17 protein-coding genes are annotated in these 15,319 nt (G+C 58.2%); 11 read left to right on the top strand and 6 right to left on the bottom strand.

Features of this window, described 5'->3' with window-relative positions:
- Window positions 1–21: 21 nt before the first annotated feature.
- The 5 genes from atuD (at window position 22) to ppnP (ending at window position 5,045) form a co-directional block, all read left to right on the top strand.
- The gene (gene atuD / locus IEQ42_RS25240) at window positions 22–1,179 is read left to right on the top strand and encodes an acyl-CoA dehydrogenase family protein (protein ID WP_210705916.1); all 1,158 of its coding nucleotides are present in this window, start codon (window positions 22–24) and stop codon (window positions 1,177–1,179) included.
- Window positions 1,176–1,973 (top strand): enoyl-CoA hydratase/isomerase family protein, encoded by a 798-nt coding sequence (locus IEQ42_RS25245; RefSeq protein WP_210705917.1) that lies wholly within the window; start codon window positions 1,176–1,178, stop codon window positions 1,971–1,973. Before atuD ends, IEQ42_RS25245 begins: the two co-directional genes overlap by 4 nt.
- A gap of 109 nt (window positions 1,974–2,082) precedes the next feature.
- Window positions 2,083–4,044, top strand: a complete 1,962-nt coding sequence (locus IEQ42_RS25250; protein WP_210705918.1) for an acetyl/propionyl/methylcrotonyl-CoA carboxylase subunit alpha — start codon at window positions 2,083–2,085, stop codon at window positions 4,042–4,044.
- Window positions 4,045–4,114: 70 nt separating this feature from the next.
- Window positions 4,115–4,657: a 3'-5' exonuclease gene (locus IEQ42_RS25255; protein ID WP_042560227.1), complete on the top strand. Its 543-nt coding sequence runs from the start codon at window positions 4,115–4,117 to the stop codon at window positions 4,655–4,657.
- A gap of 103 nt (window positions 4,658–4,760) precedes the next feature.
- Window positions 4,761–5,045 (top strand): pyrimidine/purine nucleoside phosphorylase, encoded by a 285-nt coding sequence (gene ppnP / locus IEQ42_RS25260; protein WP_003183665.1) that lies wholly within the window; start codon window positions 4,761–4,763, stop codon window positions 5,043–5,045.
- Between the two features lie 72 nt (window positions 5,046–5,117).
- Here ppnP and IEQ42_RS25265 read toward each other — a convergent pair whose 3' ends face one another.
- Window positions 5,118–5,924 (bottom strand): MOSC domain-containing protein, encoded by an 807-nt coding sequence (locus IEQ42_RS25265; protein WP_210705919.1) that lies wholly within the window; start codon window positions 5,922–5,924, stop codon window positions 5,118–5,120.
- Between the two features lie 193 nt (window positions 5,925–6,117).
- Window positions 6,118–7,053, bottom strand: coding sequence for a chemotaxis protein CheV (locus IEQ42_RS25270; protein ID WP_042560229.1), 936 nt, complete (start codon window positions 7,051–7,053; stop codon window positions 6,118–6,120).
- A 453-nt stretch (window positions 7,054–7,506) separates the two neighbouring features.
- Here IEQ42_RS25270 and IEQ42_RS25275 point away from each other — a divergent pair, with 453 nt between their 5' ends.
- From IEQ42_RS25275 to IEQ42_RS25285, 3 genes are all read left to right on the top strand, one after another.
- Window positions 7,507–7,977, top strand: a complete 471-nt coding sequence (locus IEQ42_RS25275) for a hypothetical protein (protein ID WP_210705920.1) — start codon at window positions 7,507–7,509, stop codon at window positions 7,975–7,977.
- A gap of 486 nt (window positions 7,978–8,463) precedes the next feature.
- Window positions 8,464–9,357, top strand: coding sequence for a sensor histidine kinase (locus IEQ42_RS25280; RefSeq protein WP_210705936.1), 894 nt, complete (start codon window positions 8,464–8,466; stop codon window positions 9,355–9,357).
- The gene (locus IEQ42_RS25285) at window positions 9,354–10,010 is read left to right on the top strand and encodes a response regulator (RefSeq protein WP_210705921.1); all 657 of its coding nucleotides are present in this window, start codon (window positions 9,354–9,356) and stop codon (window positions 10,008–10,010) included. Before IEQ42_RS25280 ends, IEQ42_RS25285 begins: the two co-directional genes overlap by 4 nt.
- Here IEQ42_RS25285 and yegS read toward each other — a convergent pair.
- Window positions 9,994–10,911 carry a lipid kinase YegS gene (yegS, locus tag IEQ42_RS25290; RefSeq protein WP_210705922.1) on the bottom strand — a complete coding sequence of 306 codons (918 nt, stop codon included), beginning with the start codon at window positions 10,909–10,911 and terminating at the stop codon, window positions 9,994–9,996. The genes IEQ42_RS25285 and yegS overlap by 17 nt on opposite strands.
- Window positions 10,912–11,222: 311 nt before the next feature.
- Here yegS and IEQ42_RS25295 point away from each other — a divergent pair, with 311 nt between their 5' ends.
- Window positions 11,223–11,522 (top strand): hypothetical protein, encoded by a 300-nt coding sequence (locus IEQ42_RS25295; RefSeq protein ID WP_210705923.1) that lies wholly within the window; start codon window positions 11,223–11,225, stop codon window positions 11,520–11,522.
- Between the two features lie 61 nt (window positions 11,523–11,583).
- Here the strand turns inward: IEQ42_RS25295 and IEQ42_RS25300 are convergent, their stop codons facing one another.
- The gene (locus tag IEQ42_RS25300) at window positions 11,584–12,810 is read right to left on the bottom strand and encodes a molybdopterin molybdotransferase MoeA (protein ID WP_210705924.1); all 1,227 of its coding nucleotides are present in this window, start codon (window positions 12,808–12,810) and stop codon (window positions 11,584–11,586) included.
- A complete protein-coding gene (gene moaB / locus IEQ42_RS25305) occupies window positions 12,794–13,333 on the bottom strand; it encodes a molybdenum cofactor biosynthesis protein B (protein ID WP_042560237.1) in 540 nt (179 codons plus the stop codon). The genes IEQ42_RS25300 and moaB overlap by 17 nt, the downstream gene beginning before the upstream one ends.
- A gap of 81 nt (window positions 13,334–13,414) precedes the next feature.
- On the opposite strand from moaB, the gene mobA reads away from it, so the two are divergent.
- Window positions 13,415–14,017 (top strand): molybdenum cofactor guanylyltransferase MobA, encoded by a 603-nt coding sequence (gene mobA / locus IEQ42_RS25310; RefSeq protein ID WP_210705925.1) that lies wholly within the window; start codon window positions 13,415–13,417, stop codon window positions 14,015–14,017.
- Between the two features lie 78 nt (window positions 14,018–14,095).
- On the top strand, window positions 14,096–14,317 hold the full coding sequence (locus tag IEQ42_RS25315) for a YgdI/YgdR family lipoprotein (RefSeq protein ID WP_016770600.1): 222 nt from the start codon (window positions 14,096–14,098) through the stop codon (window positions 14,315–14,317).
- A gap of 80 nt (window positions 14,318–14,397) precedes the next feature.
- Here the strand turns inward: IEQ42_RS25315 and IEQ42_RS25320 are convergent, their stop codons facing one another.
- Entirely contained in the window at window positions 14,398–15,288 is an 891-nt protein-coding gene (locus IEQ42_RS25320) for a pseudouridine synthase (protein ID WP_150593173.1), read from the bottom strand.
- Between the last annotated feature and the right edge of the window lie 31 nt (window positions 15,289–15,319).

Consider the following 15,319-nt stretch of genomic DNA (forward strand, 5'->3'; position numbering starts at 1 on the left):
ATCTTACGGAGAACAATAAAAATGATCTTCACACCGGAACACGAAGCACTGCGCCGCACCGTCCGCCAGTTTGTCGAACACGAGATCAACCCGCACGTCGATGAATGGGAAAAGGCCGGACGCTTTCCGATCCACGAAATATTCCGCAAGGCCGGCGACCTCGGCCTGCTGGGCATTTCCAAACCGGAAAAATTCGGCGGCATGGGCCTTGATTACAGCTACTCGATTGTCGCGGCCGAAGAATTCGGCACCATTCACTGCGGCGGTATCCCGATGTCGATTGGTGTACAGACCGACATGTGCACCCCGGCGCTGGCGCGGTTCGGCTCGGATGAACTGCGCGAAGAGTTCCTTCGCCCGGCGATCACCGGCGAGCAGGTTGGCTGCATCGGCGTGTCGGAAGTCGGTGCCGGTTCGGACGTTGCCGGGTTGAAAACCACGGCGCGCAAGGACGGTGACGACTACGTGATCAACGGCAGCAAGATGTGGATCACCAACTCGCCGAGCGCTGACTTCATCTGCCTGCTGGCCAACACTTCGGACGACAAGCCGCACATCAACAAGTCGCTGATCATGGTGCCGATGACCACGCCGGGGATCAGCCTCAGCTCGCATCTGGACAAGCTCGGCATGCGCAGCTCGGAAACCGCACAGGTGTTTTTCGACGATGTCCGCGTGCCGCAACGCAACCGCATCGGCCACGAAGGCGCCGGCTTCATGATGCAGATGTTGCAGTTTCAGGAAGAACGCCTGTTCGGCGCGGCGAACATGATCAAGGGCCTGGAATATTGCGTCGACAGCACCATCGAGTATTGCAAGGAACGCAAAACCTTCGGCAATGCGCTGATCGACAATCAGGTCATCCATTTCCGCCTCGCCGAATTGCAGACTGAAATCGAATGCCTGCGCGCGCTGGTCTATCAGGCTACCGAGCAATACATTCGCGGTCAGGACGTTACCCGACTGGCATCGATGGCCAAGCTCAAGGCCGGCCGGCTCGGCCGCGAAGTCAGCGACAGTTGCCTGCAATACTGGGGCGGCATGGGCTTCATGTGGGACAACCCGGTGGCCCGCGCCTATCGCGATGTGCGGCTGGTATCGATTGGCGGCGGCGCCGACGAAATCATGCTGGGGATCATCTGCAAACTGATGGGCATTCTGCCGGGGAAAAAGAAATGAGTGGCCTGCCCGATTGCCAGACGCTGCTTTTGGAACTGCATGGCGGAGTGCTGCACATCACCCTCAATCGCCCGGACAGCCGCAATGCGATGAGCCTGCAAATGGTCAGCGAATTGCGCGCGGTGTTGGCGGCCGTTCGCGATGACCGTGCTGTCCGCGCCTTGGTGCTCAGCGGTAGCGGCGGTCATTTCTGTGCCGGCGGCGACATCAAGGACATGGCCAATGCCCGCGCCGAGGGTGCCGAGGCTTACCGGGATTTGAACCGGGCGTTCGGCGCGCTGCTGGAGGAAGCCCAGCACGCGCCGCAAGTGTTGATCTGCGTGCTGCAAGGCGCGGTGATGGGCGGCGGGTTTGGACTGGCCTGTGTCAGCGACGTGGCGATGGCTGATCACAAAGCGCAATTCGGTCTGCCGGAAACCAGCCTCGGTCTGCTGCCAGCGCAGATCGCGCCGTTTGTGGTGCAACGCATTGGATTGACTGAGACACGCAGACTGGCATTGACCGCTGCGCGTTTCGATGGTCATCAGGCGCGGCGTTTGGGGGTCGTGCATTTTGTCGAGCAGGATGGGCAAGCATTGGCAGAGCGGCTGGATGAGGTGTTGCAGCATGTCTTGTGTTGCGCGCCGGAGGCGAATGCCGTCACCAAACAACTTCTGCTGGCCAGTGCCGGGCAACCATCGACTGAGTTGCTGGATGAGGCGGCGCAGTGGTTCAGCGAAGCGGTGACAGGTGCTGAAGGCATCGAGGGCACCATGGCGTTCATGCAAAAACGCAAACCGGGCTGGGCCACCTAAAAGCTTCGCGAGCAGGCTCGCTCCCACAAGGGAAAGCATTCCAAATGTGGGAGAGAACCTGCTCGCGAAGAGGCCAGCACATACACCGCAACTTTCGAGGGAACAGCCCATGCCCGCCATCCAGAAGATCCTGATCGCCAACCGCGGTGAAATCGCCTGCCGTATCCAGCGCACCGCACAGGCCCTGGGCTACCGCACCGTCGCCGTCTTCAGCGACGCCGACACCGATGCGCTGCACGTACAAATGGCTGATCAAGCCGTGCCGATCGGTCCGCCCCCCGTGCTGCAGTCCTATCTGAACGTACCGGCCATTCTCGACGCCGCTCGCCGCAGCGGCGCCGATGCGATCCACCCTGGCTATGGTTTTCTCTCGGAAAACGCCGAGTTCGCCCGCGCCTGCGAACAGGCCGGCCTGATTTTCATCGGCCCAAGTGCCGACGCCATCGAATTGATGGGCAGCAAACGCTTGTCAAAAATCGCCATGCTCGACGCCGGCGTGCCGTGCATTGCCGGCTATCAAGGTGCAGCGCAGGACGACGCCACCTTGCTGAGCGAAGCCGAACGCATCGGCTACCCGCTGATGATCAAGGCCAGTGCCGGAGGTGGCGGCCGCGGTATGCGGTTGGTGCACAACGCTGCGAATTTGCCGGCGCAACTTCGCACGGCACGCTCTGAAGCCCTGAATGCATTTGGCAGCGCCGAATTGATTCTCGAACAAGCGCTGATCGACCCGCGGCACGTCGAAGTGCAACTGTTTGGCGATCACCACGGCAACCTGATTTATCTCGGCGAACGCGACTGTTCGATCCAGCGTCGCCACCAAAAAGTCATCGAAGAAGCGCCCTGCCCGGTGATGACCGCCGAGTTGCGCCAAGCCATGGGCGAAGCCGCACTGAAGGCCGGCCGCGCAGTGAATTATGTCGGCGCCGGCACCGTGGAGTTTTTGCTCGACGCGCGCGGGCAGTTCTACTTCCTTGAGATGAACACCCGCCTGCAGGTCGAGCACCCGGTGACCGAGTTGATCACCGGACTCGATCTGGTCGCCTGGCAATTGTCGGTGGCCGAGGGGCGGCCTCTGCCGTTGACGCAAGCGCAAGTCCAACTCAATGGCCATGCCATGGAAGTGCGGCTTTATGCTGAAGATCCTGCACAAGATTTTCTGCCGCAAACCGGGCGCATCCAAGGATGGGAACCCGCGTTGCAGCACGGCGCGCGGATTGACCATGGTTTGCATGAAGGTCAAACGGTCAGCCCGTTCTATGACCCGATGCTCGGCAAACTGATCGCTCACGGTGCCACCCGTGAAGAGGCCCGGCGCAAACTGCTGCGCGCGGTGCAGGACACGGTGTTGCTGGGCGTGCAAAGCAATCAGCGCTTGCTCGAAAGTCTGTTGCAACATCCACAATTCATCAGCGGTGAATTCAGCACTGGATTCATTCCCCAGCATTTCAGCGATCACCAAAGCCTGCATACACACACGCCGAGTGCCGAAGAACTGGCCATCGCAGCCGTGCTGTTTTATCTGGCATCGGCGCAACAACACCGCGCGCCATTAAACGGCTGGCGCAACAACGCCAGCGTGCCGCTGCATTATCGGCTGGGTCTTGATGAACAGAACTGGACCGCGCAACTGCTCAGGTGCGCAGGGGATGTGATTGAGGTGCAAATCGCTGAACGCGTCCTCGAACTGAAACTCATCGATCACAGCGCATGCTCGGTGACACTTGAAATCGATGGCTTGCGCCAACGCCACGCCTATCGCCTCGATGCCGGGCAACTCTGGCTGTTCACCCATCCCGGCAGTCTGCACCTGGAGGATCGAACTCACGCGGTGATCGGCAGTCAGACCAGCGTCAGTTCCGGCACCTTGAAGGCGCCGATGGACGGTGCCATTGTCGACGTACTCGTCAGCGAAGGCAGTGCGGTCAGCAAGGGTCAATTGCTGGTGGTGCTGGAGGCAATGAAAATGGAGCATCCGCTCACGGCCGGCATCGACGGCGTGCTCAAGCGGGTGCAGGTCAAGGTCGGCGATCAGGTAAAAAATCGTCAGGTTCTGTTGCAGGTCGAGTAGTCGCCCGAGCGCATCCGCGGGGTTTGACTACGCTCTGAATTATCAGAACGCGGAAATCAGGAACCCTGCGATGCCACACTGGCTGGTCATTGATCTGGAAGCTACCACCGATGAGGGCGGCTGGCCGGTCACGGAAATGGAAATCATCGAGATCGGCGCCACGCTGGTCGATCGTGCAGGACGTGAGCAAGATCACTTTCAGCGCTTCGTCAAACCGACACGGCGCCCCTTGTTGACGCCCTTCTGTCGCCAGCTCACGCACATCACCCAGGCCAATATCGACGCGGCACAAACCTTGAACGAAGTTTGGCCGGCGTTCGAACGCTGGCTTGCTCAGCATCAGTCACGCCTTGAAGGCTGGGCCAGTTGGGGCGATTACGACCGCAAGCAGTTGTTGCAGGAATGGCAGCGCCTGCAAATCGACAGCGGATTGAGCAAAGTGCCGCACATGAACCTCAAGCAACGCTTTGCCAAAGCCCGGCGTCTGGAGCGGCCGCTGGGGCTCAACGGTGCGCTTGCACTCGCTGGCATGCAGTTCAGCGGCCAGCAACATCGGGCGTTGGAGGACGCACGCAATACGGCGCGGCTGTTGCCTTTGGTATTGCCACTCTAGGGTCAATTCTCGACTTGCCGGACAGGCGCCGGGCAGGTGACGGCGTTGAAAGCCTTGTGCATACTGGCCGCCCCACTTTTTAGCCCTTTTCGAGGAATCGCCCATGTTTAAAGTCAACGAGTACTTCGACGGCACCGTCAAGTCGATCGCCTTTGGCACCGCTGAAGGTCCGGCGACCATCGGCGTCATGGCCCCGGGCGAATACGAATTCGGCACTGCCCAGCGTGAAATCATGCACGTGGTATCCGGCGCACTGACGGTCAAACTGCCAGACAGCACCGACTGGGAAACCTTCGCCGCCGGCAGCCAGTTCAACGTACCGGCCAACAGCAAGTTCCAGCTGAAAGTCGCCGTCGACACGGCTTACCTGTGCGAATACCGCGGCTAAACCGCTGGTTTCGAAGCACCAATGAAAATGCCCGTGTCCAAGGACACGGGCATTTTTTGTTTCAGTGACGGGTTACTCGAGAATCTCGACCGGCATTCCGACCTCAAGACGACCGTTGCTGTCATTCACCAGGTTCTGCCCGAACATCGCACCGTCAGCCTGCGCGCGGGTCTTTTGCAACGTCGCCAGCGGTTCGCGGTCAGCGCTGCGCTCACCGGTTTGCGGGTCGATGGTGGTGAGGATGCAGCGTGAGCACGGCTTGACCACGCGGAACTCGACGTCGCCAATGCGAATCCGCTTCCAGCCATCCTCGGCATAGGCCTCACTGCCTTCTATCACCAGATTCGGCCGAAAACGCAGCATTTCCAGCGGTCGTCCGACTTCCTGCGACAAATGCTGCAGCGATGCCTCACCGATCAGCAACAACGGAAAACCGTCGGCTAACGCGACCTGATCGTCATCCTTGCCAAAACCGGCTTGAGTCATGCGCGCGCGATCCAGAGGCATTTGCACCAGACGGGTCGGTTTACCAATGAAATCACTGACCCATTGCGCCGCCTCATCCCCTGCATCCGGCACCCGCAAGGTGTCTCGCCAAATGGTCACGCCGCGAAGTTCGGCGTCGTTACCGGGCAAGTCGATTTCGATCGAAGCACGTTCTGGCGCACTCAGGGTCAGGCCGCCGTGGGCATTCCACAGCGCTGACAGCTGGCTCATTTTCGCTTCGGCGCGCTGAGTCAGGAAACGGCCGCTGGCTTCGTCCACCAGCATCCAGCGTCGATCGCCATCAAGCCCCAGCTTGTCCAGGTCGATCCCTTGCAGAACCTCGCCCTTGCCGGATTTCAACGGATAACGATAAAGCGCGCTCAGACGCAGCATGGCCAACTCCCTGGTGGGCAAAAAAAGCCACCCTATACGAGCTTCAGCGGGTAATCAAAGACAGAGTTTGGATACTGCTGGCAATCCATGCAGGAGCTGCGGCACGCTGCGATCTTATGACCTGGTTTTTAAAGATCAAAAGATCGCAGCCTCGTTTCACTCGACAGCTCCTACGGAAGTTGTGGTGTTGTGATCAGGCCGGGACTTCATCAAGCATCAGGCGTTGGCGTACCACATCGACCAGTTTGTCCGGCTGGAACTTGGAGAGGAAGTTGTCGCAGCCGACCTTCTTCACCATGGATTCGTTGAAACTGCCGGACAGGGATGTGTGCAGCACCACGTACAGACCGCGCAGGCGTGGGTCATTGCGTATTTCGGTAGTCAGGCGATAGCCGTCCATTTCCGGCATTTCCGCGTCGGTGAACACCATCAGCAGTTTGTCGGTCATGTTCACGCCGGTGTCGGCCCAGGCTTTGAGCATGTTCAGCGCCTTCAAGCCGTCGCTGGCAATGTGCATTTTCACGCCGAGCTGTCCAAGGGTGTCACGCAACTGCGAGAGCGCCACATTGGAGTCGTCCACCAGCAGCACTTCGCGGCCACGGGCGCGCTCCAGGACCGGATCATCGAGTTTTTCGCGCGAGACTTTGGCGTTGTACGGAACGATCTCGGCGAGGACTTTCTCGACGTCGATGATTTCCACCAGTTGATCGTCGACCTTGCTGATCGCCGTCAGGTAGTGCTGACGGCCGGCGCTGGCCGGTGGCGGCAGAATGGCTTCCCAGTTCATGTTGACGATGCGATCTACACCACCAACGAGGAAGGCCTGCACCGAGCGGTTGTATTCGGTGACGATGATGGTGCTCGTCGGGCTCGGCACCAATGGACGCATGCCGATCGCTTGCGAAAGATCGATCACTGGCAACGTCTGCCCGCGCAGGTTGACCACACCGCAGACAAACGGGTGACGCTGAGGCATCAGGGTCAGCTTCGGCAGTTGCAGCACTTCCTGAACCTTGAACACGTTGATCGCAAACAACTGGCGCCCGGCCAGTCGAAACATGAGAATTTCCAGGCGATTCTCACCCACCAGTTGCGTGCGTTGGTCTACCGTGTCGAGAATGCCGGCCATCAATGACTCCTGGGCTTGTTCTGATGAATTCACTAAGAGGGGTTATCGGCTACGAATGCCGAATCTTGATCCCCATGGAAATCGCTTTCAAAATGCCATATCGGGGCATTGATGTCACATTAACATCATGCTTTACTGGCGTTGAGTTTTTCATCTGCTAAAGTCTTTGCGGCGCGACCACGGTTTGCACTGTAGGTTCCCGCGTCTAAGGGATTCCCCTAGTAACAATCAGGCCCAACCTGATATTCGCAATATCCAATAGCCATTAATGTGACGCCATTCTCATTGCATGAACGGAGTCAGGCTATTGTGTGCGATCGCAGTTCAGCGGAAAAAAACCCTCTGGAACCTCTCAGTCTGTGCTCCTGCACGTCTGGGCGCGATCTCCCGACGATCCACGATCGTCGTCACACACGGCATCCCCTCAGTAGCCATGATGTTGTGGAGATAAGCATGCCGATCGACCGTAAAGAGTGGGCGCAACGCTTCCCGGAATTTCTTGTCGAGGCTGAAACGCTCCTGGCCAAGTCCGAAGAATGCCTCAGCCATCTGCAGATGATCAGCAATGACAAAGATGCTATCGACTGCATGCTCAGCACCCTCCTCAAACTCGCAAGCAGGGCTGAAGCTCTGGCGCTTGAGGCGATTTCCGAGTTTTCCCTGCATATCTACGGCCTGCTCGATCTGGCACAGGATCACGTGGATCTGCACGAACAGGCCCTGGATGCGCTTAAGGAATGCTTCACACTGATGGCCTGGCAGCTTGAACTGGTCGATCATAAAACCGGGCAACTGAGCCTCGATAAAACCGAACAGACCTCACTGCTCGAAGCATTTGCCGCTCACGTCGGACAAACTCAGTTTCAACCAGCGCTGAAAACCAACCGCTTGCCATTGCTGAACTATTCGCAACGACAGGCCTGATTCGGCATGACGGTGATCGTCGAGGTTGCCGGACCACACCCTCATTGTCGTAATTGCATAACTCGTATCTGCCAGCGACAAATCAAATAAATATTCACACCGGACAACAGCGTGTATCTCCTGCCGGGCTAGGGGTTTGCCTGTGTCTGAAGAGTTCCAACTTCTGGCAATGCAGATATCAATCCAACTCAATATATCGATATTTCCATTATGGAACTCGCGTCCAACATGCCGTATTTCCTGACCCATTGGACATATATAGCAAACGCGACCAACGGTATCTTAAGTGGTATTATGCCGCCCACTAATTGCTTCCAAGTTAATGGCACAGTGACTCCAGAGAAAGGCATCCACCCGAAGTTGGTGATCCTGTACATTCACTGAATCACGTTGAAATTCTTAGCATTATTGGCACCCTTTACAGACAGAGACCTGCCAGCCACCGGCCGGTCTACCCGCAGCGAACATCCATTGGCTCCATCCGTTATGTACGCCAGCCTCAAGTCAATCACTACATGGCCTCCCTCCCGGGAAAATGCGCGTCGGTTCACACTCATACTGTGCGTCGCGGCAGCCCTTGGCAGCCTGCTGACCTACGGGTTTTCCGCGCAACTTTACCTGGGCGTTCTGTTACTGAACATTGCCGCCACCGCGTGTGTCTGGGTTCAATACCGGCTGTCACGCAAATCGATAAAATTCCAGCCACAGGAACTTGCTGACCGGCTGCTGGAAGTCCAGGAAAACGAGCGTCACCGCCTCAGCCGCGAATTGCACGATGATATCGGCCAATTGCTGACCGCCGCCAAGCTGCAAGGCGAATGGCTCAAACGACGCATGCCGGAAGATTTGCAGGAACACTGCACCACACTTTGCGAAACCCTCGAAGAGACGCTAAACAAAGTGCGCGATGTATCGGCCATTCTCAATCCCCGCCAGTTGACCAGCCTCGGTCTTGAGGCCAGCCTGCGAGCGCATCTGCTCAAGACATTGACCAACACCAGCGTGCACTGGAGTCTCGATTGCCAGCAGCGCCTCAATGGCATTCCGGAAGAAATGGCGGTCGCCGCTTTTCGCATCACCCAGGAAGCCGTCACCAATATTTTGCGTCATGCACAGGCGAAAAACCTGCTGATACGCGTGCAGCGCCTGCCGAAAGGCTTGACGCTGCTGATCAGTGATGACGGTCTGGGGTTCGCCCCGGCAGCCAATCCAGGTCGTGAAGGACAGCGGGGCATGGCCGGGATGGCCGAACGAATCGAGCAATTGGGTGGCACCCTTAGCGTTACCAGCGAGCCTGGCAAAGGCACTCAAATCGAAGCACTTCTCCCCTGGGCGCCGCGGGCACTCGAGCGGGCCAGTACGAATAAGGTTATGCGTTGACTTGCAACTTACTTCTGGTGGATGACCACTCGCTGATCAGGGCCGGCGTTCGCGCTCTGGTGCTGGATATTCCCGGTTACGCGGTTATTGGCGAAGCCAATGATGGCTCGCAGCTGCTCGAAATGGTCGAGCAGCTCAGCCCCGACATCGTGCTGTTGGATATTTCCATGAAGCAAACCGGCGGCCTGGAAGCCCTGCAACGACTCAAACGGGTGCGGCCACAGAGCAAAGTGCTGATTCTGTCGATGCACACCGATCCTGCATTGATCATGCAGGCATTGGAGTGCGGCGCTCACGGCTATCTTCTTAAAGACACCACGGCCACCGAGCTCGAACACGCCCTGGAAGCCTTGCGCAATAACGAGCGTTACCTGAGTCCGGCCATCGCCCACACCGTTATCAATCAGGCACTGACTCGCAATCAGAAGCAGCCGGAAATCGCCGAATCGCACAACCTCACGGCCCGACAACTGGAAATCCTGCGGCTGATCGTGCGTGGGAAATCCACCCGGGAAATTGCCAATGGCCTGGGCTTGAGCATCAAAACTGTCGAGACCCACCGCTCGCAGATCATGAAGCGCCTGCAAATCTACGATGTGGCGGGCCTGGTGCTGTTCGCCGTACGCGAACAGATCATCAGTCTGGACGATTGAGCGCCAGATTTTCGCTCAACAGCGGCGAGTCCTTCGGCAGGTGTATCTGCAACGCCGCCGGGCGCGCCTCGAAGCGCATGCTGTCACCCTCCAGAGGTTCCCCGTCAAGATTGATGTAAAGACCCTCGGCTACCTTGATTTCAACCCAAGGCAAGCGGGTTCGGACAAACATACTGTCGATGCCGAATCCATCGCTGAGCAGGTTTTTCAATGTCCCCACCAATTCTTGCGGCGCTGGCAGGATGCTGATATCCAGCAACCCGTCGTCAGCCATCGCCTGCGGGCATAAAACATGCCCGCCGCCAGCCTGGCGACCATTGCCTATGCCCAACGCCAGCAGCTCGCCACTCCAGTGGAAATCCGGCCCCTGCAGCTCGCCATAAGCGGCGTGCAGTTCGCTGAACCGGGTCAAACCAGTGAACAGATAAGCCGCCCCGCCCAGTACCTTTTTCAGATCCTCTGAAGTATTGGCCGTGACCTGACTGCCAAAACCGCCGGTGGCCATGTTGAGGAAAATTTGCCCGCCCACTTCACCCAGATCAATGTCACGCGGCGGTACATCGAGGAGTTCAAGCGCCTCGGCCGGCTCCAGCGGAATCCCCGCTGCGCGGGAAAAATCGTTAGCGGTACCCAAGGGCAAAAGGACAAGACTGGCTTTCCCCGGGTGGGCCGCAAGGGCTTCGGCGATGTCGCGCAACGTACCGTCTCCGCCGCCAGCGATAATTTTCGTGTACCCGTCCGCCAATGCTTGCTCGACCCAGCGCTGGGCATCCCCCGCCTCCCATGTCAGGCGCACCGCCAATTCCCAGCCTTGCTCGCGTTTGTCCTCGACCGCGGTGCGAACCGCCTCGTTGAGTGCCTGCTTGCCATGCAGAATCAACAGTGCCCGGCGTTCACTCATAGTGTCACTCCCTGAATTGAATCGGTTGAAACATCTTGACCACCGTGGCGCGCAAAAAAGCCCTGAGAATGGCAAATAAATCCTTCGTCTGGCTAAGGCGTCCTACGCAGCGGTATTTTTTCTTACAAAACATGAGGAAACGGCTTAATTGACCCGGCATGACAGTTGGTACACCGTGTGCGAGCGGTATCAATCATCAATCCGACTACACAAGGACGTGCACGTAATGAGAGGTTACTCCAAGGGTTTTAACAATTGGAAAGAGGGCAAATATTGCAGGCAGGGGTTTGAAGCAGCAGATGGATATCTCCATGCCAAGTCGTGAAGCCAGAATGCCAGTGAATCCGATTGCACCCCTCGCCGGATGTCGCGCGAATCACCAGTCCGATTTCAAGAAGACCACTGGAGAAGTTGATATGGAACCTCGTGTGACCGAACTGGAAACCCACCTCAAATATATTCGACGGGACATGGACGAAGTCCGCAGTGACGTCAGAACGATCAAACATCGTCTGGCCTACTCGGCGGGGGCAACCGCCGTAGTGATGGGCCTGCTGGGTTGGGTGGCCAACAGCCGGTTCGACCAGCTGGTTACCCTGCTGAGCCATTGACCGGATGAAACTTTGCAGGCACCGGCTGGATCAGCCCATGCCTGCATCTGCGAAACAGGATTCAGCCCAGGAGATCACTTAGCGGGATGAAGACGACCTCGTCTCCTTCGAGCAGTGTGCGTCCCTCCAGCACTTCCACCAATCCGTCTGCCCATGCGGCGCTGCGCAGCACACCCGAGCTCTGGTTGCGGTAAATAGTCGCCCGCCCCTGCTCAAGACGGCCCCGCAGATATTCACGCCGATTACCGGCAACTGGCCAGACAAAGCCCGCTGGTACCGTGAACTTCAAAGGCTCGACGTCCTGCACCCCCTGACGTCGCAACAGATAAGGCCGAGCCAGTAATGCAAACGTAACCAACGTCGAAGCCGGATTGCCAGGCAACCCGATAACCGGCACATTGCGGAAATGGCCGAATGTCAGCGGTTTTCCGGGCTTGATCGCTAGCTTCCAAAGGGCCAGCTCCCCTTCTTCTCGCAAGGCGATACCAAGAAAATCAGCTTCACCCACCGAGACGCCACCGGTGGAAAGAATCAGATCAACATCCTGCAACTCACCCAAACGGGCCCGGGTGGTGGCGAGATCATCCGGCAGAATACCGGCGTCGATCACTTCGCAGCCCAGACGCTCCAACCAGCTGCACAGCAACACCCGATTGCTGTTGTAGATCTGACCCGGCCCCAGCGGCTGCCCCGGTTCGACCAATTCGTCACCGGTAGAAATCACCGCCACGCGAACCTTGCGCACAACCTTGACGCCGGCACAGCCCAGCGAGGCAACCAACCCCTGCTCTATCGGGCCAAGCCGGGTTCCTGCCGGCAAGATCAACTCGCCGACCGTGGTTTCCTGGCCTTGCGGACGAATGTTCTGGCCAATCTTCATCGGCTGAATGAAGCGCACGCTTGCATCGGCCTGAACCTCAGCGTTTTCCTGCATTTCCACGCAATCGGCACCCGGCGGTACCGGCGCCCCGGTGAAAATCCGCGCGCACGTGCCGGGTTTCAGGGCTTGCGGAGATTGCCCGGCGAACACTTTTTGACTGACCGTCATGGCTTCGCCCGTCCAGTCGACCAGGTTCAGCGCATAACCGTCCATTGCGCTATTCGGCCAGGGTGGCAAATCCAGGGTCGAAATCAGGTCTTCGGCCAACACTCGACCCTCGACCTGCGCCAGCGGCAAATATTCGTGCTCGGCAATCGGTGACGCATCAGCCATTCCCAGCAGACGCGTCAGCGCAACTTCGACGGGCATCAGCGAGCCCGTCTTGCCCGGCTTACCCACGGGATTCACAAGGCGCGGCCTGCTTCAGATGAGTGACAAAATTGCATGGACGGTGACGAGCGTCCAGTTGCTCACCGAGAATGCCATCCCAACCCGTGCGCACGGCGTTGGTCGAGCCTGGCAGACAGCAAACCAGCGTACCGTTGGCCAGACCGGCCAGCGCACGGGACTGCACGGTAGAGGTGCCGATATCGGCCACCGATATCTGTCGGAACAACTCGCCAAACCCATCAACTTGCTTGTCTAGCAGGCACGCCACAGCTTCCGGTGTACTGTCGCGGCCGGTGAACCCGGTGCCACCGGTAATCAGCACAACCTGCACCACATCATCGGCGATCCAGTTGGCGACTTGCGCGCGAATTTTGTAGAGGTCATCTTTAAGCAAGACCCGCGCCGCCAGATTGTGGCCGGCCGCTGCCAGGCGGTCGACAAAGACCTGGCCTGAGGTGTCGGTTTCCAGAGTACGGGTATCACTGACAGTCAGCACCGCGATATTGAGCGGCACGAAAGGTACATCAGCCTTGGCTTTCATAGGCTCGTCCAGTTGTAGGAGAAACGGTGCGGTGTTATATCACAGCGCCCTGTTTTTTCGCCGCCCCTGTGGAGAGCTGCCATGACCTTTGAGACGCAACTGCCGCCCTGCTCCATTCTGCTCCTGGCGGGCGGGCGCGGCCAACGCATGGGCGGCCAGGACAAAGGTCTGGTGCAATGGCAGGGCGAACCGTTGATTGCGCACTTGCAGCGCAAGACCCGTCCGCTGACCGATGACCTGATCATTTCCTGCAACCGCAATCGCGAGCGTTACGCGCCGCTGGCCGATCAATTGGTGGAGGATGACGAAGGCGACTTTCCAGGTCCGTTGGCCGGAATTCGCGCAGGCCTCAAAGCCGCGCGACATTCGCACTTGCTGGTATTGCCTTGCGATGTCCCGCGGATCGACGATGCGTTGCTGCAAAGCATGCGCGAGTCAGCCAATCAGAATCCTGAAAAACCTTTAATGTTGTGGCATGACGAACATTGGGAACCGCTGTTGTGTGTGATTCCGACAGCCCTTTCATCGGCATTCGAAAACGCCTGGGACGCTGGCGAACGCAGCCCCGGTCGGGTCATGCGCGGGCTCGGTGCCATGGCACTGAAATGTCCCGACAACGACCCGCGACTGGCCAACCTCAACACTCCCGAACTGTTAAATGCTCACAACACTGTGTCAGACTGACACTATTCAAGGAACTCTCACGCCTTGTATACGTCTCAAGCTCAGTAACCAAAAGAATTCCCATTCGGAGACACACTCATGACTCAACGGACCCTCGCCACTTTCATGCTCGCACTGGGCCTTGCTACCCTCGCAGGTTGCTCCTCGCCTACAGTGATCACCTTGAATGATGGTCGCGAAATCCAGGCCGTCGACACCCCGAAATACGATGACGATTCGGGCTTCTACGAGTTCCAGCAACTGGACGGCAAAGAAACACGCATCAACAAGGATCAGGTTCGTACCGTTAAAGAGCTGTAAGCTCAACGGCGACGCCGGACACAAAAAAGCCCGCATTGATTGCGGGCTTTTTGATGGGCGCTCGAAAAGTTGCAACGACGTCACCACTGCAAGGTGATACGACTTTCGAACTCGCGCTCCTCGCCAGTGACCGGGTCGATAAAACGCAAGCCTTGCGCCAGAAGCTTCAACGGATGAGCGTAGTCATCTTCAACGTCCTTCAGTGCGTCCGGGTAAAACGGGTCATTGCAGATACTCGCGCCAAGGGCGGTCATGTGTACCCGAAGCTGATGTTTTTTGCCGGTCACCGGGTACAGGCCATAACGCCAAAGGTCGCCGTTCTTTTCCCGAACCTCCACAGCCGTTTCGGTGTTGCTGACACCGGGCCCCTCTTGCATTCGGAAAAACGGTTCGCCATCGACCAGACGGCTTTTGTGCACCAGGGGAAAATCGAGTCCAGGCAATGCCGGGGCAATGGCTTCGTAGCGCTTGTCGATCTGTCGCGTTGGAAACAGCGACTGATAGGCGGAACGGGTTTGCGGGTTGGCCGAGAAAATCACCAGCCCCGCGGTATGCCGGTCGATCCTGTGCAGGGGCACCAGATGGGGATTGTCCAGACGCCGGATCAGCCTGCGCAGCAAGGTTTGCTCTACGTACTCGCCGGCCGGCGTCACTGGTAGAAAATGCGGCTTGTCAGCCACCACCAGGTGCTCATCGGCGTAGAGAATCGACTCGACCACAGGGATCGGTTTTTCGTCCGGCACTTCGCGAAAGTAGTGAATGCGCAGGCCTTCCTTGTAGGGCAAATCCAGCGCAATCGGCTGACCGTGAGCATCCAGCACCCGCCCCCGAGCGATCCGGTCCAGCCACTGCTCGCGTCCAATGGCGCTGAAATGCTCGCACAAGCAATCGAGTACGGTCAGCCAGGCGCCGGGCGGCAGATAAAGCGTGCTGGCCTGATTCTGTGCAGCGGAAAACGTTGATGTGGACATATGAAAATTCGAACCCTCAAGGCAGGCCGGC

This window comes from Pseudomonas iridis (assembly GCF_017980685.1).
GTDB classification, from domain to species: domain Bacteria; phylum Pseudomonadota; class Gammaproteobacteria; order Pseudomonadales; family Pseudomonadaceae; genus Aquipseudomonas; species Aquipseudomonas iridis.

Coding starts and splice junctions, on each gene's coding strand:
- atuD (WP_210705916.1), top strand. CDS start 22: ATGATCTTCACACCGGAACACGAAGCACTGCGCCGCACCGTCCGCCAG.
- IEQ42_RS25245 (WP_210705917.1), top strand. CDS start 1,176: ATGAGTGGCCTGCCCGATTGCCAGACGCTGCTTTTGGAACTGCATGGC.
- IEQ42_RS25250 (WP_210705918.1), top strand. CDS start 2,083: ATGCCCGCCATCCAGAAGATCCTGATCGCCAACCGCGGTGAAATCGCC.
- IEQ42_RS25255 (WP_042560227.1), top strand. CDS start 4,115: ATGCCACACTGGCTGGTCATTGATCTGGAAGCTACCACCGATGAGGGC.
- ppnP (WP_003183665.1), top strand. CDS start 4,761: ATGTTTAAAGTCAACGAGTACTTCGACGGCACCGTCAAGTCGATCGCC.
- IEQ42_RS25265 (WP_210705919.1), bottom strand. CDS start 5,924: ATGCTGCGTCTGAGCGCGCTTTATCGTTATCCGTTGAAATCCGGCAAG.
- IEQ42_RS25270 (WP_042560229.1), bottom strand. CDS start 7,053: ATGGCCGGCATTCTCGACACGGTAGACCAACGCACGCAACTGGTGGGT.
- IEQ42_RS25275 (WP_210705920.1), top strand. CDS start 7,507: ATGCCGATCGACCGTAAAGAGTGGGCGCAACGCTTCCCGGAATTTCTT.
- IEQ42_RS25280 (WP_210705936.1), top strand. CDS start 8,464: ATGTACGCCAGCCTCAAGTCAATCACTACATGGCCTCCCTCCCGGGAA.
- yegS (WP_210705922.1), bottom strand. CDS start 10,911: ATGAGTGAACGCCGGGCACTGTTGATTCTGCATGGCAAGCAGGCACTC.
- IEQ42_RS25295 (WP_210705923.1), top strand. CDS start 11,223: ATGCCAAGTCGTGAAGCCAGAATGCCAGTGAATCCGATTGCACCCCTC.
- moaB (WP_042560237.1), bottom strand. CDS start 13,333: ATGAAAGCCAAGGCTGATGTACCTTTCGTGCCGCTCAATATCGCGGTG.
- mobA (WP_210705925.1), top strand. CDS start 13,415: ATGACCTTTGAGACGCAACTGCCGCCCTGCTCCATTCTGCTCCTGGCG.
- IEQ42_RS25315 (WP_016770600.1), top strand. CDS start 14,096: ATGACTCAACGGACCCTCGCCACTTTCATGCTCGCACTGGGCCTTGCT.
- IEQ42_RS25320 (WP_150593173.1), bottom strand. CDS start 15,288: ATGTCCACATCAACGTTTTCCGCTGCACAGAATCAGGCCAGCACGCTT.